This window comes from Mycobacterium sp. C31M, from assembly GCF_053345865.1.
Map to the genome: position 1 here is coordinate 159,208 of NZ_JBKFAX010000014.1, position 18,150 is coordinate 177,357.

Below are 18,150 nucleotides of genomic sequence, written 5' to 3' on the forward strand. Positions count from 1 at the left end.
GATACCCGGGTGTCCCGACTCGATTCCGCCACGCTCTATCTGTGCACCGATGCCCGCACCGCACGCGGTGACCTCCCTGCCTTCGCGGATGCGGCGCTGGCCGGCGGGGTGGACATCATCCAGTTGCGGGACAAGGGCCTGGAAGCCCGCCAGGAACTCGAGGCGCTCGAGGTGCTGGCCGACGCCGCCCGGCGGCACGGTGCATTGCTGGCGGTCAACGACCGGGCCGATATCGCGCGCGCCGCGGGTTCCGACGTGTTGCACCTCGGGCAGGACGATCTGCCGCTCGACATCGCGCGGACGGTGACACCGGGTGTGTTGATCGGCCGGTCCACCCACGACGAGACGCAGGTCGAGGCGGCGGTCGCCGAAGATGTCGACTATTTCTGTGTGGGTCCGTGCTGGCCGACACCGACCAAGCCCGGCCGCCCGGCCCCGGGGCTGGAGCTGGTGCGGTATGCGGCGGCGCTGGCACCGGCCAAGCCGTGGTTCGCGATCGGCGGGATCGACATGGAACGACTGCCGGAGGTGCTCGATGCCGGGGCGCGGCGCATCGTGGTGGTGCGTGCCATCACCGAGGCCGAGGACCCCGAGGCCGCGGCCCGGGCACTCAAGGCCGCTATCCGAGCAGCAGCGGAAGATCGGCAGTGACGGCGCGTAGCCGGTCCCAGCTGGCGGCGAATCCGGGATGCAGCGGCAGCGCGGTCACCTCGGACTCGATGACCCAGCGCAGTTCCGCGCTTTCCCGGTTGGCGGTCGTCGACAGCTGTTCGGCGGCGTCGGCGATGACGGTCGTATAGCTCCAGCCGGGGACCTCATGGGTGACGACGCAGACACGCACCGTCAACTGGTCCTCGGTGAGCCCGGCCTCCTCGGCGGCTTCGCGGACCGCGGCCTGCTCAGGTGTCTCGTGCGAGTCGCGGGCCCCACCGGGCAATCCCCAGGTGCCGCCCTGATGACTCCACGGCGCTCGATGCTGCAGCAGCAGCGCGAAGCTACCGTTGGGTGCAGGTGCTCGCAGAAACAGGCCGGCGGCTCCGTGTCGGCCCCAGAAGTGGGCACCGCCGTCCGACAACACCCATCCGTCACCGTCACCCCGCACCGTTCCAGAATAGGGGCCCGCGAATTCCCACACGTCACTCCAATGTCTCTTAGACTTCTTAGAAACGCAGAGGAGGTTCGCGTCAGGTGACCGTGGAGTTGGCGCACCCCTCGACCGAACCGCTGGCATCACGTTCGCCGACCAACCCGGTGCATCCGCGGTGGTGGTTCATGTGGACCACCCCGGGCCGCATCCTGACCATCGGCGTCGTACTGTCCGCTCTGGTGATCGCCTGCGCGTTCGCGACGTCGACGACGATCAACGATCGCCAGGAGGCACTGACCACGGTGCTCGACCACAGCGAGCCGCTGGCCTTCGCGGCCGGGCAGCTGTACACCACGCTGTCGGTCGCCGATGCCGCCGCGGCCACCGCGTTCATCGCCGGGGCCGAACCCCAGGATGTCCGCGAGCGCTACGAGCAGGCGATCACCGACGCCTCGGTGGCGGTCACCCGGGCCTCGGCCGGTCTGACCACCGAGCCGATGATCGAACTGCTGGGCCGGGTGAATGCCGAGCTGGCCGTCTACACCGGATTGGTGGAGACCGCCCGCACCAACAACCGGGCGGGCAACCCGGTGGGCTCGTCGTATCTGTCCGAGGCCTCGGCGCTGATGCAGACCAAGATCCTGCCCGAGGCGCAACGGCTGTACGAGGCGACCTCGGCGCGGGTGGACACCGAGACGACGACGTCGACCCGGATCCCGGCGCCGGTGATCCTGGTGGTGTTGGCCACCATCCTGTTCGGGCTGTTCGCCAACCGGTGGTTGAGCAAGCGGACGCGGCGCCGGATCAACATGGGTTTTGTCGCCGGTGGCCTGGCGGTGCTGATTATGGTGGTCTGGGTGGGCACTGCACTGGTCATCTCCACCGCGGACAGCCGCAGCGCGAAAAACACTGCGGCGCAGTCGCTGAAGACCGTGACGACCATGCAGATCACCGCGCAGCAGGCGCGCGCTGACGAGACACTGGCGCTGGTGCGGCGCGGGGACGAGGACGTCCGCAAGCAGTCCTACTATCAGCGCATCGACACCATCTCTCAGCAGCTGACGGCGTATCTGGGTGCCGACAACGACATCGACAAGGGCGATCTGGCCGGCGCCGACGATCTGCTGCGCAAGTGGCGGGCCTCCAACGACCGGATCAACGCCTATATCTCGGTCGGCGACTATCAGGCGGCAACCCAGGTGGCGCTGGGCACCGGGGAGGACGATTCCACCCCGGCGTTCGGGACGCTGGACGCGGCGCTGTCCCAGGCGATCGAGGAGAGCCGCAGCCAGCTGCGCACCGACATCGTCAACGCGCGCCGGGTGCTGTCGGGAACCACGGTCGGCGCCGCCGCGCTGTCGGTCATCGCGGCCATCGCGGTGATGTTGGGGCTGTGGCCGAGGCTGAGCGAGTACCGCTGATGAGCAGAATCCTCGGTCTCGTCGTCACCGCGCTGCTGTTGGCGGGGTGCCAGCAGAGCACGCCGCCCGACCCGATCCCCGAGGTGACGCTGGCGCCGCCCACACCCGCGGGTATGGAGGAGGCCCCGCCGGAGCCCACCCCGGAGCTGCCGAACAACGACGACTGCGACCGCACCGCCAGCCTGCGGCCGTTCCCCAACCCGGCCGACGCCGACGCGGCCGTGGAGAACATCCGTAACCGCGGCCGGCTGATCGTCGGACTCGACATCGGCAGCAACCTGTTCTCCTTCCGGGATCCGATCACCGGGGAGATCACCGGGTTCGATGTCGACGTCGCCGGTGAGGTGGCCCGCGATATCTTCGGCACCCCGTCACAGGTCGAATACCGCATCCTGTCCTCGGCCGACCGCATCGAGGCGATGGAGAACAATCAGGTCGACATCGTGGTGAAGACGATGAGCATCACCTGCGAGCGCAAGGAGCGGGTCGCGTTCTCCACCGAGTACTTGTCGGCCAACCAGCGCATACTGGCCGCCCGCGATTCGCAGATCCGCCAGGCGTCGGACCTGTCCGGCAAGCGGGTCTGCGCGGTGAAGGGCACCACCTCACGCAAGCGCGTGCAGCAGATCCAGCCACCGGTGAATCTGGTGGACGTGGTCACCTGGGCGGACTGTCTGGTGGCCCTGCAGCAGCGGCAGGTCGACGCCGTCAGCACCGACGACTCGATCCTGGCCGGGCTGGTCAGTCAGGACCCGTACCTACACATCGTGGGTCCGTCGATGAATCAGGAGCCCTACGGTATCGGGATCAACAAGGACAACCCGGATCTGGTCCGGTTCGTCAACGGCACCCTGGACCGGATCCGCCGGGACGGCACATGGAACACGTTGTACCGCAAATGGTTGACGGTCCTCGGGCCGACGCCGGCGCCGCCGGTGGCGAGGTACTACAACTGATGAGCGAAGATCCCGGCACCCAGCCGGCCGGCCTGGCCGAGTTGGAGGACCTCGACGACGAGTCCGTGGCGACCATCCGGCCGATGGCCACCCAGGCGGTGTACCGGCCCGATTTCGACGACACCGACCGGACCACGACGGCGTCGACGGAACCGTCGGTCACCACGCTGGGCGTGCTGACGCGGCCGCGCTCTCGCGTCCGCAGACTGGGCGGTGGGCTGGTCGAGGTGCCGCGGGTGTACGAGAAGGACCCGCTGACGGCGCTGATGACCAACCCCGTGGTCGCCGAGTCCAAACGGTTCTGCTGGAACTGCGGCAAGCGGGTGGGCCGCGCCACCAGAGAAAAGCCAGACGGACCGGCCCGCACGGGGCTTCTGGAGGGCAACTGCCCGCACTGCGGCAGCCCGTATTCCTTTGTGCCGCAGCTGTCCCCCGGCGATATGGTGATCGGCCAGTACCAGATCAAGGGGTGTATCGCGCACGGTGGACTGGGCTGGGTCTACCTGGCCTTCGACACCAACGTCAACGAACGCCCGGTGGTGCTCAAGGGTCTGGTGCACTCCGGGGACGCCGAGGCCCAGGCCACCGCGATGGCCGAGCGGCAGTTCCTCGCCGAGGTGACCCACCCGGCCATCGTGAAGATCTTCAACTTCGTCGAGCACGACGACAAGCACGGTGAGCCGGTCGGCTACATCGTGATGGAGTATGTCGGCGGCAGCTCGCTGAAGCAGGCCAAGGGTGTCAAACTGCCTGTCTCGCAGGCGATCGCCTACATGATGGAGATCCTGCCCGCGCTCGGTTATCTGCATTCGCTCGGTCTGGTCTACAACGACCTCAAGCCGGAGAACATCATGGTCACCGAGGAGCAGCTCAAGCTGATCGACCTCGGTGCGGTATCGCGGATCAACTCGTTCGGATACCTCTACGGCACCCCGGGCTACCAGGCGCCGGAGATCGTCCGGACCGGCCCGACGGTGCAGACCGACATCTACACGGTGGGCCGCACGCTGGCCGCGCTGACCCTGAACCTGCGCACCCGCAAGGGCCGGTATGTCGACGGGCTGCCCGACGACGACCCGGTGCTGGCCAAATACGATTCATATGCCCGGTTGCTGCGCCGCGCCATCGACCCGGATCCGCACCGCCGGTTCGCCAGCGCCGAGGAGATGTCCAGTCAGCTGCTGGGTGTGTTGCGCGAGGTGGTCGCCCAGGACACCGGGGTGGCCCGGTCGGGTCTGTCCACCGTGTTCAGCCCACCGCGGTCGACGTTCGGGGTCGACCTGCTGGTCGCGCATACCGATGTGTACCTGGACGGGCAGGTGCACTCGGAGAAGCTGACCGCGCCGGAAATCGTGAAGGCCCTGCAGGTTCCGCTGGTGGACCCCGCCGATGTCGGTGCGCCGATCCTGTCGGCGACGGTGCTCAGCCAACCGGTGCAGACGCTGGATTCGTTGCGGGCTGCGCGGCACGGCACCTTGGATTCCGAGGGTGTCGACCTGTCGGATTCGGTGGAGCTGCCATTGATGGAGGCCCGGGCGCTGCTGGACCTCGGCGATGTCGCCAAGGCCACCCGCAAGCTCGACGATCTCGCCGAGCGGGTCGGCTGGCGCTGGCGGCTGGCCTGGTTCCGCGGGGTCGCCGCGCTGCTGACCGCCGACTATGACACGGCCACAAAGTATTTCACCGAGGTGCTGGACACCCTGCCCGGGGAGCTGGCACCCAAGCTGGCGCTGGCCGCCACCGCCGAGCTGGCCGGTACCTCCGATGAGCGCCGGTTCTATCAGACGGTGTGGCGCACCGACAATGGGGTGATCTCGGCGGGTTTCGGGCTGGCCCGCGCGCAGTCCGCGGCCGGCGAGCGTGATGACGCGGTGCGCACACTGGACCAGGTGCCGCCCACCTCACGGCATTTCACCACCGCCCGGCTGACCAGTTCGGTGACGCTGCTGTCCGGGCGCTCCATCAACGAGGTGTCCGAACAGCAGATCCGCAGTGCCGCACGCCGCGTCGAGGCGCTGCCGGACAGTGAACCGCGGGTGCTGCAGATCCGGGCGCTGGTGCTGGGCACCGCGATGGACTGGCTGGCCGACAACACCGCCAGCACCAACCACATCCTGGGTTTCCCGTTCACCCAGCACGGACTGCAACTCGGTGTGGAGGCCTCACTGCGCGGGTTGGCGCGGGTGGCCCCGACCCAGGAACATCGTTATGCCCTGGTCGATCTGGCCAACAGCGTGCGGCCGATGAGCACCTTCTAGATGGACACCTTCAAGTCCTACCTGAAGATCCAGGGCCAGATGTTCGTCTACGGCGTTGTCGGCCCGATCTTCCTGCTGCTCTATTTCGCGATCAGCCCCAATGACGATGTGAAGTGGATGTACTGGTCGGGCCTGTTGATCACCGCGGCCGATGTGCTGATCGCGCTGGGGATCACCGAGCGTCGAGTACAGCACAACAGGACCGCGCGATAGCCAACTCTTCGTTGGTCGGGATCACCAGCACAGCCACCGGCGACCCGTCGGTCGAGATGCGGCGCGGAGCTCGGGATGTGGCGGTGTTGCGGTCTTCGTCCAGCTCGATGCCCAGCGCCGCCAGCCCGGTGAGCGCGTCGCGGCGCACCGCCGCGTCATTCTCCCCCACTCCGGCGGTGAAGGTGATGGTGTCCGCGCCGCCCAGCACCGCGAGGTAGGCGCCGACATACTTGCGCAGCCGGTGGATGTAGACCTCATAGGCCAGTTGCGCCGCCTCGTCACCGGAGTCGATTTTCTTGTGCAGCTCCCTGAAGTCGATCTCCCCGCCGAGTCCGAACACCCCCGAACGCCGGTTGAGCATGTTCTCGATATCCTCCACCGACATCCCGGCGGTGCGCCACAGGTACATGATGATGCCCGGATCGATGTCCCCGGCCCGGGTACCCATCACCAGACCCTCCATCGGGGTCAGTCCCATCGAGGTGTCCACCGCACGGCCGTCACGGATGGCCGAGGCAGAGGCGCCGTTGCCCAGATGCAGCACAATCTGTTTCAGCTCGCCGTACGGCCGGTCCAGGAACAGCGCCGCCTGTTCGCTGACGTACCGGTGCGAGGTGCCGTGAAATCCGTAGCGCCGGATGTGCCACTGCTCGGCGATACCGCGGTCGATCGCGTACTCGGCGGCCGCCGCGGGCAGGTCGTGGAAGAACGCGGTGTCGAACACCGCGATATGCGGCAGATCCGGAAGCGCCTTGCGGGCCTCGGTGATCCCGAGCAGCGCCGGCGGATTGTGCAGCGGGGCCAGCGGGGCCAGCTCTTCGATGGTCTTGATGGTCCGCTCATCGATCAGGGTGGGCTCGTAGAGCTTGTTGCCACCGTGCACCACCCGGTGCCCGACGGCCACCAGCCCGTCCAGGCTCGGCAGCGCGGCGAACACCTCTGCCAGCGCCTTGCTGTAGTCGGTCACCCGCTCGACGATGCCGTCGGCCACCGATCTACCCGAATCCGGTGCCAGCAGTTCGTACTTCACCGATGACGAGCCGCTGTTGAGCACGAGTACCGAACGAGTGGTCATCGCCGTGCCGCCTGGATCGCGGTGATGGCCACGGTGTTGACGATATCCTCCACCAACGCGCCTCGGGACAGATCGTTGACCGGCTTGTTCAGCCCCTGCAGCACCGGGCCGATCGCGATGGCGCCGGCACTGCGCTGCACCGCCTTGTAGGTGTTGTTACCGGTGTTGAGGTCCGGGAAGATCAGCACCGTGGCTCGGCCGGCCACCGCCGAGTCGGGCATCTTGGTCGCCGCCGTCGACGGATCCACCGCCGCGTCGTACTGGATGGGCCCCTCCACCAGTAGTTCGGGTTCCCGTTCCCGCACGAGTTCGGTTGCCGCACGCACCTTGTCGACGTCGGCACCGGTGCCCGAGGTGCCCGTCGAGTAGGACAGCATGGCCACCCGGGGATCGATGCCGAACTGGGCGGCGGTGCGCGCCGAGGAGATGGCGATATCGGCCAGCTGTTCCGAGGTCGGGTCCGGCACTATGGCGCAGTCGCCGTAGGCCAGCACCCGATCCTCCAGGCACATCAGGAAGATGCTGGACACCGTGGAAACCCCTGGCGCCGTCCGTATTATCTCGAAGGACGGCCGCACCGTGTGCGCGGTGGTGTGTCGGGCACCGGACACCATGCCGTCGACCATGTCATTGTGCACCAGCATGGTGCCGAAATAGGAGACGTCGTGGATGGTCTCGCGGGCCTGATCGACGGTGACACCCTTGTGCTTACGCAACTCGGCGTACTGCTCGGCGAACAGATCGCACAGCTCACTGGTCTGCGGATTCAGCACGATCGCCGCCGACAGGTCGACACCGAGTTCGGCGGCACGGGCCCGCACCGCCGGTTCGTCACCGAGGATGGTCAGTTCGGCCACCCGGTGCGCCAACAACCGGCCGGCCGCGCGCAGGATCCGGTCGTCGTCGCCCTCCGGCAGCACGATGCGCTGCGCATCGGCGCGGGCCTGATCGATCAGCTGGTAGGTGAACATCTGCGGGGTGACCACGCTGGGGATCGGAATCGACAGCCGGGCAATCAGATCGGCGGTGTCCACATGCTCTTCCATCAGCGCCAGCGCGGTGTCGATCTTGCGCGGGGTGTCAACGGTGACCCGGCCGCGGGTGTAGGCCACCGCCCGCGCCGTGTCATATGTACCCAGGTCGGTGCTGATGATCGGCAGCCGGGACCCCAGTCCCGCCACCAGCCTGGCGATCTCGGGATGCAAAGGCAGACCACCGTTGAGGATCACACAGGCCAGCGACGGGAAGCCTTCGGCCACATGCGCTCCCATCACGGCCATCACCACATCGGAGCGATCACCGGGGGTGATGACGGCCATCCCCTCACGCAGCCGTTCCAGCACATGTTCGGCGGTCATGCCGGCCACCAGGACCTTCAGCGCCTCACGGCCCAACAACTCGTCGTCACCGCCGGTCAACACACCACCCACCGCCTCACGCAACTCGGCCACCGACGGGGCGACCAGCAGCGGTTCCTCCGGCAGCACATAGCCGTGCGGGCCGAGCGCCTTCAGCGCCTCGGCGACGGCGGCCAATTGGGTCGGATCGCAGCGGTTGGCGACCACGGCGGCGGTGTGTGCGTGCTGGGCGGCCAGTTCGGCCAGGCACAGTTCGACCACCTGGGCGACCTCGGCCGGGGTGCGGTCCTGTCCCTTGACCGCAAGTACCACGGGCGCACCCAGATTCACCGCGATCCGGGCGTTCACGCTCAGTTCACTCGGCGTTGCGACATCGGTGTAGTCGCTGCCGACGATGACCACCGCGTCGGCACGTTCGGCGACGGCGTGGAAGCGTTCCACGATCTCGGCGATGGCCGCCTCGGGATCCTCGTGCAGCTGCTGGTAGCCGACGCCGACACATTCCTCGTAGCTCAGGCCTGCGGTGGTGTGGGCCAGCAGGAGCTCCAGGATGTAGTCACGATCGCCCTGGCGGGTGATGGGCCGGAACACCGCCACCCTGGCCACGGTGGCGGCCAGCCGGTGCAGAATGCCCAGCGCGATGGTCGATTTTCCGGTGTCGCCCTCGGGCGAGGCGATGTAGATGGCCGAAGCTGCGGGCGCGGTCACTCCGCCAAGCTTGCCAGCACCCCGGTGAGTTCGGCAATGAACCAGTCGACGTCGGACAGTGAGAACACCATCGGCGGCCGGATCTTGAGAACGTTCCCGCCGGCACCACACACCGAGATCAGCACCCGACGCTCCCGCATACCGTTGACCACCCGGCGGGCGGTCTCCCGGTCAGGTAGGTCGACACCCAGGTAGAGGCCCGTCCCGCGGACATCACCTACGCGCGGATCGTCGAGCGCAACGATCGCCGAGCGCAGTGCCGCGCCCACAGTGGCGGCGTTGGCGATCAACTGTTCGCCCTCGATGACGTCGAGCACCGCGGCCGCGGCGGCCATCGATACCGGGTTGCCACCGAAGGTGTTGAAGTAGGGCACCCCCTCGGCGAAGGCGGCCAACACATCACCGCGGGCGGCCATGGCGGCCACCGGCATGCCGTTGGCCATCGGTTTGCCCATGGTGACCAGATCGGGGACCACCCCGTGCCGGCCGAAACCCCACATCCCGGCGCCGGTGCGTCCGAAGCCGGGCTGCACCTCGTCGGCGATCAGCACCCCGCCGGCGGCCCGGACGAGTTCGGTGGCCGGCGCGAGCACCGTCGGGTCGGGGTAGATGCCGTCGGAGGAGAAGATTGTGTCCACGATCAGCGCACTGACACCGTGGCCGGCGGCCTGCAGGTCGGCGATCGCCGCACCCACATCCGCGAGGTCCGGGGCCACGGTGCGGACATGCTCACCCAGGGCCGTCAGCCCGCCGATGGACGGTGAAATCGCCGTCACCGCTTCGGTATTGCCGTGGTAGGCCTCGGCGGTGACGATGACGCCACGGGCGCCGGTGTGCATGGCCGCCACACGCAGTGCGAGGTCGTTGACCTCGGAGCCGGTGCAGGCGTACATCACCTGATCGACCTGCTCCGGCATACTCGCCAGCAGCCGCTGTGAATAGTCGACGATACCTTCGTGCAGATACCTGGTGTGGGTGTTGAGCGCACCCAACTGCCTTGTCACCGCGTCGATCACGTGTGGGTGACAGTGCCCCACGCTGGCGACGTTGTTATAGGCGTCCAGGTAGCACTGCCCGTCGGCATCGTAGAGCCGGGTGCCCTCGCCGCGGACCAGGTGCACCGGCTTGTCGTAGAACAGCCGGTACGCCGGACCAAGCACGCGGGTCCTGGCAGCCATCAGGGGGTCGTCGACCTGACCGCCCCGATAGCTGTTGGAGTCCATGATGTTGGAGAAGGCCACCGCGCCCATCCTTTTTTGGTCTGGTCTGCCCATTGTCACCGACGCCGAATCATTGGTCAAATTGCACGAACCCGTGTTTCGTGCCGGTTAATGTCCGCTATTTGGTCTGCTCTGTGCGCCTATGTGCCGCACAATGGGTGCATGACCGGACTGCCGACCGACCACGTGCTGTTCGCCCGGGCGGCGTTACCCGCCTATGGCCGTGATCCGGATTCGGAGTTGCGCCTGCTCAGCCTGTCCGAGAACGCCACCTACCTGGCCGGCGGGACCGATCCGTTTGTGGTGCGGGTCCACCGCCCCGGCTACCACAGCGTGGCGGCCATCGAATCCGAGCTGGCCTGGATGTCGGCGCTGCGTCGCCAGACATCGGTGCGGACACCGGAATTGGTGCCTGCCCGGTCCGGTGAGCAGGTGGTGGCCGCTGCCGTCGACGACCGCACCCTGTACGTGGATGCCGTCAGCTTCATCCCCGGATGTACCGCCGAGGAGGCACCCCCGGAATCGGTCGGGTTCACCGCACTGGGCGAACTGACGGCCGCCATGCACGACCACGCCATGGCCTGGGGCCGCCCCGACGGGTTCACCCGGTTCCGCTGGGATCTGGAGACCATGGTCGGGCCGCACGGCCGCTGGGGGAACTGGCGGGCCGCCCCCGGACTGGGCCGGGCCGACCACACGCTCATCGAGCGGGCCCTGGCCGTCATCACCGAGCGGATCACCGAATTCGGCACCGCACCAGACCGATTCGGTCTGGTGCATGCCGACCTGCGGCTGGCCAATCTGATGATCGATACCGGCGGGATCACCGTCATCGACTTCGACGATTGCGGCTGGTCCTGGCATCTGGCCGATCTCGGCGCGGCACTGTCGTTCATCGAGGACACCCCGGAGGCCCAAGAGCGGGTGGCCCAGTGGTTGGCGGGTTACCGGGCCGTCCGGCCGCTGCCCGACGATCATCTGGACATGGTCGCAACCTTCGTGATGATGCGGCGGCTGCAACTCACCGCCTGGATCGCCTCACATTCCGATGCCGATGCCGCCATCGCCATCGGTCCCGAGTTCGTAAGCGGCACAGTGCAACTGGCGCATCGCTACCTCACCGACCAGAGCTGGATGAGATAAGGAGAGACATGTTCGACCTGTTGGGGCGTTCGGTTGTGGTGACCGGCGGCAGCAAGGGTATCGGGCTGGGCATCGCGAAGGTGTTCGCCCGCGCCGGAGCGAATGTCGCGGTCGCGGCCCGCAATGTGACGGATCTGTCCGCGCTGGACGGTCTGGGCGCGGGCCGGGTGATCGGGGTGACCACCGATGTCAGCGACCGGCAGTCCTGTGTGGACATGGCTGCCACCGTGGCCGAGGCGTTCGGCAGAATCGACGTGGTGTGCGCCAACGCCGGGATCTTCCCGGAGGCGCCGCTGGCGACCATGACGACCGCCGAACTCGACCAGACCCTCGACGTCAACGTCAAGGGCACCTTTTACACGGTGCAGGCCTGCCTGGACGCGCTGAAGTCCGCCGATCACGGCCGGGTGATCCTCACCTCGTCGATCACCGGTCCGATCACCGGATATCCGGGCTGGACGCACTACGGCGCGTCGAAAGCCGCCCAGCTGGGCTTCATGCGAACGGCGGCAATCGAATTGGCACCGCACGGCATCACCGTCAACGCGATCCTGCCGGGCAACATCCTCACCGAAGGCCTGGCCGAGATGGGCGATGACTACATCGACGGGATGACCAAGGTGATCCCGGCCGGTGCGCTCGGCACCCCGGAGGACATCGGTCATCTCGCCGCGTTCCTGGCCACCCGCGAGGCGGGCTACATCACCGGGCAGTCCATCGCCGTGGACGGTGGTCAGGTGCTGCCGGAGTCACCCGACGCCGTCCGCCCCTGACCTGATGGAGGAGTCCGCGGGCGGACCGGTCGCCGAGGATGTGCGCCGACGCATCCTGGCGATGCTGGCCGGCGGTGCGCTGCGACCCGGTTCCCGGTTGGGGACCGAACGGGACATGGCCGAGACTTTCTCGGTGTCGCGGTCCACTCTGCGTAGCGCACTGTTGCCGTTGAGCGAGGCCGGGGTGCTGGAGCGGCGTACCGGACGCGCCGGCGGTACCTTCGTCCGGGCAGATATGGTGCAGCGCAACGCCGCCGAGCAGATCGGCCTGCCGGCCCGGCTGCACAGCACCGGACATACCAGTGCCACCACGGTGCTGGCCGCCGAACGCCGGGCGGCCTCCGACGTCGAGGCCGACGCGCTGGAGATCCCGTCCGACACCGAGATCTTCGCGATCCGCCGGTTGCGGTTCGCCGACGGGGTACCGCTGTCGGTGGACCTGTCCTGCTTCGTCGTCGCGCACGCACCGGACCTGCTGGAGCAACCGCTGGACCAGTCCATCTACGAGCTGTTCCGGCAGCGCTACAGGCTGGAACCGGCCGCCACCACCGAGACCATCGAGGTGGTCAGCGCCAACCCGCGCGAGGCGGACTGGTTGCACATCGCCGACCGCAAACCACTGCTGGCAATCACCCGGGTGACTCGCGATCACCGCGCGCGCCCGTTCGAGTACGCCTACGACCTGTTCCGGGCGGACCGGGTGCGGCTGACTGCGACCAGTGCCGGCGTCAGCCCAGTTTGCGCAAGCGTGGTTCCAGATCCCGCGCGAACAGCTCCAGGAAGCGACGCTGGTCATGCCCGGGAGCGTGGAAAACCAGGTGGTTGAGCCCCCAGTCGACGTAATCCTTGACCTTGGCCACGGCCTCGTCGGGATCTGAGGCGACGATCCACCGCTTGGCCACCTGCTCGATGGGCAGCGCGTCGGCGGCCTTCTCCATCTCGATCGGATCATCGATGGAGTGCTTCTGCTCGGCGGTCAGCGACAGCGGCGCCCAGAACCGGGTGTTCTCCAGCGCCGCCTCCGGATCGGTGTCATAGGAGATCTTGATCTCGATCATCCGGTCGACGTCATCGGGATTCTTGTCGGCGGCCTCGGCCCCCTCGCGCATCGCCGGGATCAGCTTGTCCTTGTAGAGCTCCTCGCCCTTGCCGGAGGTGCAGATGAACCCGTCCCCGGCCCGGCCGGCGTACTTGGCCACCTGCGGCCCGCCGGCGGCGATGTAGATCGGGATCCCGCCCTCGGGCACGTCGTAGATCGAGGCGCCCTTGGTCTTGTAGTACTCGCCGTCGAAGTCCACCCGGTCACCCAGCCACAGCTCACGCATCAGCCGCACCGACTCGCGCAGCCGGGCGTAGCGCTCCTTGAACTCGGGCCATTCACCCTCGTAGCCGGTGGCGATCTCGTTGAGCGCCTCACCTGTGCCGACCCCGAGGAAGATCCGGTTCGGGTACAGACACCCCATGGTGGCGAACGCCTGCGCGATGACGGCCGGGTTGTAGCGGAAGGTCGGGGTCAGCACCGAGGTGCCCAGCTGCAGCCGCTTGGTGCGCTCGCCGACCGCGGTCATCCAGGCCAGCGACCACGGGGCATGCCCGCCCTCATGCCGCCACGGCTGGAAGTGATCGGAAACGGTGGCGCTGTCCATGCCGTGTTCCTCGGCGGCGACACCCAGTTCGACGAGTTCACGCGGCGCGAACTGCTCCGCCGACGCCTTGTAGCCCAGTTTCAGTTCAGCCATACCTATGTTTCTACACTCGCCCTATGGCACCGGTTCTGACGGCCGTCACCGAGCACGTCCACTTCGCCCAGACCGACCTGGTGAACTGGACGCTGGTCACCGACGATTCCGGGGTACTGCTGATCGACTCGGGCTATCCGGGACACCGCGGCGAGGTCGTCGATTCGGTGCGTCAACTGGGCTTCGGTCCCGAGGATGTGCGGGCGATCCTGCTGACCCATGCGCATGTGGATCACCTGGGTTCGGCGATCTGGTTCGCGAAAACCCATGGCACGCCGGTGTATACGCATGCCGCCGAGGTCGGGCATGCCCAGCGGCAGTATCTGGAGCAGGTCGCCCCGATCGATGTGCTGGCCCGGGCCTGGAATCCGCGTTATCTCGCGTGGACGCTGGCGCTGGTGCGCAAGGGCGGGCTGAGCCATGAGGGCATCCCCACCACACAGGCCCTCGACGAAGCCGTCGCGGCCACCCTGCCCGGCACACCGGTCGCGGTGCCGTCCCCGGGGCACACCGGCGGGCACTGTTCGTATCTGGTCGACGGTGTGCTCGTCGCCGGTGACGCGTTGGTGACCGGGCACCCGTTGAGCACCCGGCGCGGCCCGCAGCTGTTGCCGACGATCTTCAACCACGATCAGGACGGGTGCCTGCGCAGCCTGGCCGCGCTGGGCCTGCTGGACACCGAGGTGCTGTTACCCGGACACGGACCGGTGTGGCACGGCTCGATACGTGAGGCGGCCGAGCGCGCTAGCCGATGAGGTCATAACCGAACAGGAACACCGCCGTGACCACCAGTCCGCAGGCCACGGCGATGGTCGGCATCAGGACCTTCTCGTCGAGTTCGGCGTCATCGGCGATACCGCGCCTGCGGGCGAGCAATGCACGTAGACCGACACCGAGCAGCACCACGATCACGGCGCCGACCAGGATCAGTACGCCGACGAGGGGCAGGGGCACGGGACCAGTTTACGAAATCATCCTGCCCACACCTTGGCGATCAGCTCGTGTGAGCGCAGCCGGTCGCCGTGGTTGTGCGCCACCGAGGTGATGACGAGTTCGTCGGCACCGGTGACCCGGGCCAGCGCGGCCAGCCGCTGTGCCACCTCGTCCGGGTCGCCGACGAACTGGGTCTCGGTGCGGTCGGCGACCAGCGCCCGCTGCTCATCGGTGAGTGGGGCGACGGTGTCCGGGTCCGGATAGGGCACCGCACCGCCGCCGGCCCGGATGGAATGCACCCAGTGGCCGTAGCTGCTCGCCAGATGGCGCGCGGTGGCCGAATCTTCGGCTGCCAGCACATCGGCGGACACCACGACATACGGCTCGGGCAGTGCATCGGACGGGCGAAATGCGTTGCGGTAGGCCTCGATCGCCTCCAGCGCAGTGGCCGGGGCAATGTGGTAGGCGGCCACGAACGGTAGTCCATGCACGCCGGCCACCTGCGCGCTCTGGCTGCGACTGCTACCGAAAACCCAGGGCCGCAACGCGGTTCCCTCACCGGGAGTGGCGTGCGCATGGTGGCCCTCGACCTGGAAACTACCGTCGAGCAGCGCGAGGATATCGGCCACCTGATCACCGAAGTCGGGGGCCACGGCCTCGGGCTGCTGCAGCGTGCCCATGGTGGCCTTCAGCCGTGGATTACGCAGTAGCGCCGCGATATCGAACGGTGCGGGGATCAGCACACCGTCGATCTCATGGCGGACGCGAGCAGGTTTGGGTTCGCGGGGCTTCTCCTTGTCCGCCTCGGTGCGGCGCTGTCCGGAGCGGCCCACCCCGAGATCGATACGGCCGGGATGGAAAGCGTCCAGCGTCGCGAAGCTTTCGACGACGGCGATCGCGGTGGTATGGCCCAACTGAACCGCGGCGGCGCCGACGTGGATGGTCTCGGTGGCCGCGGCGATCTGACCGATCAGCACCGCCGGTGACGCGCTGGCGACCGCGACATAGTGGTGTTCGGCGACCCAGTACCGGCGATACCCCCACCGCTCGGCGTGCTGGGCCAGGTCCACGGTGTTGCGCAGCGCAGTCGCGGCATCGCTGCCCGCGGTGACCGGTGCCAGGTCCAGGATGGAGAGCGGGATCGTCATGTCAACGCCTTCTCGAATGCGATGGGGTAGATGTCGCCTTCGGCAGGCAGCGGCTCGGCAAGTCGGGTGTAACCCGCCGATTCGTAGAGTTTCTCGGCCTCGGGCTGGCGGTCTCCGGTGGTCAGATAGACCCGGCGGTATCCGCGATCGGCGGCCAGTGCCTCCAGTTCGACCAGCAGCACCTTGGCGTAGCCGCGCTGGCGATGCCCGCTGGCGGTCCAGATGCGTTTCAGTTCGGCGGTGTCGGCGTCGAACCGTTGGAACGCGCCACCGGTGACGGGCACGCCGTCGAGCAGCCCGATCAGCAGCGCACCGTCGGGAGCGGCGAACTCGGCGGCCGGGTGACCGCGCAGCCAGCGCGCGACACCGGCCTCGGTGCCGCCATATCGGGTGGAGTACTCGACGGCGAGTTCGGCCAGCAGCGGTTCGGCCCGCGGATCGTCCTGACCCACGGCGACGAAGCGCACAGTCTCCACAGTTGCTCCTGCCATCACCTGAATGTCCAACGTGTCGCGGCCCGGCGCATTCCGGACCGCACCATCTGCTCAGCCTGATCGTAAGTAACACCAGGCCGGCCCCTCTTCCGCGAAAAACTTGACACGTGTAAAGTTCGCCGCCATGGACAACATCAGGGGCAAGACCATCGCGATCACCGGCGCCGCTCGGGGTATCGGTTATGCCACCGCCAAGGCCCTGCTCGCCCGCGGCGCCCGCGTCGTCATCGGCGACCGTGACGTGGCCCTGCAGGAGTCGGCGGTCGTCGAACTGACCAAGCTCGGCCAGGTATCCGGCTACCCACTCGACGTCACCGACCGCCAGTCCTTCGAGACGTTCCTGGACAAGGCGCGCACCGACGCGGGAGCTGGGTCGGCTGGGCATATCGACGTCCTGATCAACAATGCCGGCGTCATGCCCGTGGGCCCCTTCCTGGAAGAGACCGAGCAGTCGGTGCGGTCCTCGCTGGAGGTCAACGTCTACGGCGTGCTCACCGGTTGCCAGCTCGCGCTGCCGGATATGGTCCGCCGCCGCAGCGGCCACATCATCAACATCGCCTCACTGTCCGGGCTGATCCCGCTGCCCGGACAGGTCGTCTACGTCGGCGCCAAGTACGCCGTCGTCGGGTTGTCCACCGCGCTGGCCGACGAGATGGCACCGCACGGAGTCAACGTCTCGGTGGTCATGCCGCCGTTCACCAACACCGACCTGATCTCGGGCACCAAATCCGGTGGCGCGATCAAGCCGGTCGAGCCCGAGGAGATCGCCACCGCGATCGTCAAGACGCTGGACAAGCCCAAGACCCATGTGTCGGTGCCCCCGCCGCTGCGGTTCACCGCGCAGGCCGCGCAGATGCTGCCGCCCAAGGGCCGCCGCTTGATGAACAAGGCTCTTGGCCTGGACACGGTGTTCCTGGACTTCGACAAGAGCAAGCGTCAGGCCTATGAGGATCGCGCCCGCGCCGCGCAGGGTGTCATCGAGTCCGACGGCAAGTAACGGCGTTCCGTCCGGCCGCCCATCCCGGTGAAGATCTCGTAGTCGATGGTGCCCGCCGCCCGCGCCCAGTCACCGGCGGTAGGGTCGGCGAAATCGAACTCGATGGGTTCGACGGTGACCTCGGGGTAGGCGGATTCGAAATGCCGCACCAGCCGGAACAGCAGATCGGCACCGGTACCGATGAGGTAGCCGACCCGCAGCACGCCACGCCGGCCTTCCTCAGGCGAACTCCGGGTCGCCGTTGCGGTAGGCCTCGATGGCATCCAGTCGGGCGAACAGATCGTCATGACTGAAGGTGTGTTTGGCCGTCGTCCCGACGAAGGTCACGTGCACCAGGGTGCCGTCCTCGGCCGCATCCAGCCACAGTGAGGTGACCGCGACGCCCGCCTCGACCTGCGCCCCGGACGGCTCGTAGAACCAGATGGCGTAATCGTCATCGGATTCTTCTTCGTCGAAGGTCCAGCCGCGCTCGGTGATTCGCTCGTCGAACTCGGCCAGGTCGGCGACCACCGCGTCCTGGATGGCCGACAGTTGGTCGATGACGGCCTCCGGGACCCAGCGGGCGTCACCGGCGGTCTTGCGTTTCTTGCGACGCGCTTTTTTCGCATCCGAGGCCTTGGACATGTA

At 67.6% G+C, this 18,150-nt stretch carries 20 protein-coding genes; 10 read left to right on the forward strand and 10 right to left on the reverse strand.

Going from position 1 to position 18,150, the window contains the following annotated elements; genetic code table 11:
• The first annotated feature begins 9 nt into the window (after positions 1–9).
• Positions 10–651, forward strand: coding sequence for a thiamine phosphate synthase (gene thiE, locus ACLBYA_RS21535; protein ID WP_447711474.1), 642 nt, complete (start codon positions 10–12; stop codon positions 649–651).
• Here thiE and ACLBYA_RS21540 read toward each other — a convergent pair.
• Positions 620–1,102, reverse strand: a complete 483-nt coding sequence (locus ACLBYA_RS21540) for an NUDIX domain-containing protein (RefSeq protein ID WP_447711475.1) — start codon at positions 1,100–1,102, stop codon at positions 620–622. The genes thiE and ACLBYA_RS21540 overlap by 32 nt on opposite strands.
• An 86-nt stretch (positions 1,103–1,188) precedes the next feature.
• Between ACLBYA_RS21540 and glnX the strand changes: the two genes are divergently transcribed.
• From glnX to ACLBYA_RS21560, 4 genes are read left to right on the forward strand one after another with little or no spacing between them, the layout of a single operon-like run.
• Positions 1,189–2,508 carry a protein kinase G-activating protein GlnX gene (gene glnX, locus ACLBYA_RS21545; RefSeq protein WP_447711476.1) on the forward strand — a complete coding sequence of 440 codons (1,320 nt, stop codon included), beginning with the start codon at positions 1,189–1,191 and terminating at the stop codon, positions 2,506–2,508.
• Positions 2,508–3,464, forward strand: a complete 957-nt coding sequence (locus ACLBYA_RS21550; protein ID WP_447711477.1) for a transporter substrate-binding domain-containing protein — start codon at positions 2,508–2,510, stop codon at positions 3,462–3,464. The genes glnX and ACLBYA_RS21550 overlap by 1 nt, the downstream gene beginning before the upstream one ends.
• Positions 3,464–5,722 carry a serine/threonine-protein kinase PknG gene (locus tag ACLBYA_RS21555; protein WP_447711478.1) on the forward strand — a complete coding sequence of 753 codons (2,259 nt, stop codon included), beginning with the start codon at positions 3,464–3,466 and terminating at the stop codon, positions 5,720–5,722. Before ACLBYA_RS21550 ends, ACLBYA_RS21555 begins: the two co-directional genes overlap by 1 nt.
• Complete coding sequence (locus ACLBYA_RS21560; RefSeq protein ID WP_447711479.1) at positions 5,723–5,935, forward strand: hypothetical protein; 213 nt, start codon at positions 5,723–5,725, stop codon at positions 5,933–5,935.
• On the opposite strand, the gene ACLBYA_RS21565 is transcribed toward ACLBYA_RS21560, so the two are convergent.
• Genes ACLBYA_RS21565 through ACLBYA_RS21575 form a run of 3 tightly spaced genes read right to left on the reverse strand, consistent with a single transcriptional unit; the run spans position 5,895 to position 10,317 of the window.
• Positions 5,895–7,010, reverse strand: a complete 1,116-nt coding sequence (locus ACLBYA_RS21565; protein WP_447711480.1) for an acetate kinase — start codon at positions 7,008–7,010, stop codon at positions 5,895–5,897. The two genes, ACLBYA_RS21560 and ACLBYA_RS21565, sit on opposite strands and share 41 nt — an antisense overlap.
• Positions 7,007–9,076 (reverse strand): phosphate acetyltransferase, encoded by a 2,070-nt coding sequence (gene pta, locus ACLBYA_RS21570; protein WP_447711481.1) that lies wholly within the window; start codon positions 9,074–9,076, stop codon positions 7,007–7,009. The genes ACLBYA_RS21565 and pta overlap by 4 nt, the downstream gene beginning before the upstream one ends.
• Positions 9,073–10,317: an aspartate aminotransferase family protein gene (locus ACLBYA_RS21575; RefSeq protein ID WP_447711482.1), complete on the reverse strand. Its 1,245-nt coding sequence runs from the start codon at positions 10,315–10,317 to the stop codon at positions 9,073–9,075. Before ACLBYA_RS21575 ends, pta begins: the two co-directional genes overlap by 4 nt.
• Before the next feature lie 141 nt (positions 10,318–10,458).
• Between ACLBYA_RS21575 and ACLBYA_RS21580 the strand changes: the two genes are divergently transcribed.
• The 3 genes from ACLBYA_RS21580 to ACLBYA_RS21590 are packed head-to-tail and all read left to right on the forward strand — an operon-like array spanning position 10,459 to position 13,038.
• Entirely contained in the window at positions 10,459–11,439 is a 981-nt protein-coding gene (locus tag ACLBYA_RS21580) for a phosphotransferase enzyme family protein (protein WP_447711483.1), read from the forward strand.
• 8 nt (positions 11,440–11,447) lie between these two features.
• Entirely contained in the window at positions 11,448–12,212 is a 765-nt protein-coding gene (fabG, locus tag ACLBYA_RS21585; protein ID WP_447711484.1) for a 3-oxoacyl-ACP reductase FabG, read from the forward strand.
• Between the two features lie 4 nt (positions 12,213–12,216).
• Positions 12,217–13,038, forward strand: a complete 822-nt coding sequence (locus ACLBYA_RS21590) for a GntR family transcriptional regulator (protein WP_447711485.1) — start codon at positions 12,217–12,219, stop codon at positions 13,036–13,038.
• Here the strand turns inward: ACLBYA_RS21590 and fgd are convergent.
• Positions 12,941–13,951: a glucose-6-phosphate dehydrogenase (coenzyme-F420) gene (gene fgd, locus ACLBYA_RS21595; RefSeq protein WP_447711486.1), complete on the reverse strand. Its 1,011-nt coding sequence runs from the start codon at positions 13,949–13,951 to the stop codon at positions 12,941–12,943. The genes ACLBYA_RS21590 and fgd overlap by 98 nt on opposite strands.
• Positions 13,952–13,974: 23 nt before the next feature.
• Here fgd and ACLBYA_RS21600 point away from each other — a divergent pair, with 23 nt between their 5' ends.
• A complete protein-coding gene (locus tag ACLBYA_RS21600) occupies positions 13,975–14,706 on the forward strand; it encodes an MBL fold metallo-hydrolase (protein ID WP_447711487.1) in 732 nt (243 codons plus the stop codon).
• On the opposite strand, the gene ACLBYA_RS21605 is transcribed toward ACLBYA_RS21600, so the two are convergent.
• The 3 genes from ACLBYA_RS21605 to ACLBYA_RS21615 are packed head-to-tail and all read right to left on the reverse strand — an operon-like array spanning position 14,696 to position 16,523.
• Positions 14,696–14,905 (reverse strand): hypothetical protein, encoded by a 210-nt coding sequence (locus tag ACLBYA_RS21605; protein ID WP_447711488.1) that lies wholly within the window; start codon positions 14,903–14,905, stop codon positions 14,696–14,698. The two genes, ACLBYA_RS21600 and ACLBYA_RS21605, sit on opposite strands and share 11 nt — an antisense overlap.
• A gap of 17 nt (positions 14,906–14,922) precedes the next feature.
• Positions 14,923–16,032, reverse strand: coding sequence for an LLM class flavin-dependent oxidoreductase (locus ACLBYA_RS21610; protein WP_447711489.1), 1,110 nt, complete (start codon positions 16,030–16,032; stop codon positions 14,923–14,925).
• Positions 16,029–16,523, reverse strand: coding sequence for a GNAT family N-acetyltransferase (locus ACLBYA_RS21615; protein ID WP_447711490.1), 495 nt, complete (start codon positions 16,521–16,523; stop codon positions 16,029–16,031). Before ACLBYA_RS21615 ends, ACLBYA_RS21610 begins: the two co-directional genes overlap by 4 nt.
• 127 nt (positions 16,524–16,650) lie before the next feature.
• On the opposite strand from ACLBYA_RS21615, the gene ACLBYA_RS21620 reads away from it, so the two are divergent.
• A complete protein-coding gene (locus tag ACLBYA_RS21620; protein ID WP_447711491.1) occupies positions 16,651–17,523 on the forward strand; it encodes an SDR family oxidoreductase in 873 nt (290 codons plus the stop codon).
• On the opposite strand, the gene ACLBYA_RS21625 is transcribed toward ACLBYA_RS21620, so the two are convergent.
• A complete protein-coding gene (locus ACLBYA_RS21625) occupies positions 17,469–17,726 on the reverse strand; it encodes a hypothetical protein (RefSeq protein ID WP_447711492.1) in 258 nt (85 codons plus the stop codon). The two genes, ACLBYA_RS21620 and ACLBYA_RS21625, sit on opposite strands and share 55 nt — an antisense overlap.
• 16 nt (positions 17,727–17,742) lie before the next feature.
• A complete protein-coding gene (locus ACLBYA_RS21630; RefSeq protein ID WP_447711493.1) occupies positions 17,743–18,147 on the reverse strand; it encodes a hypothetical protein in 405 nt (134 codons plus the stop codon).
• Positions 18,148–18,150 lie beyond the last annotated feature (3 nt).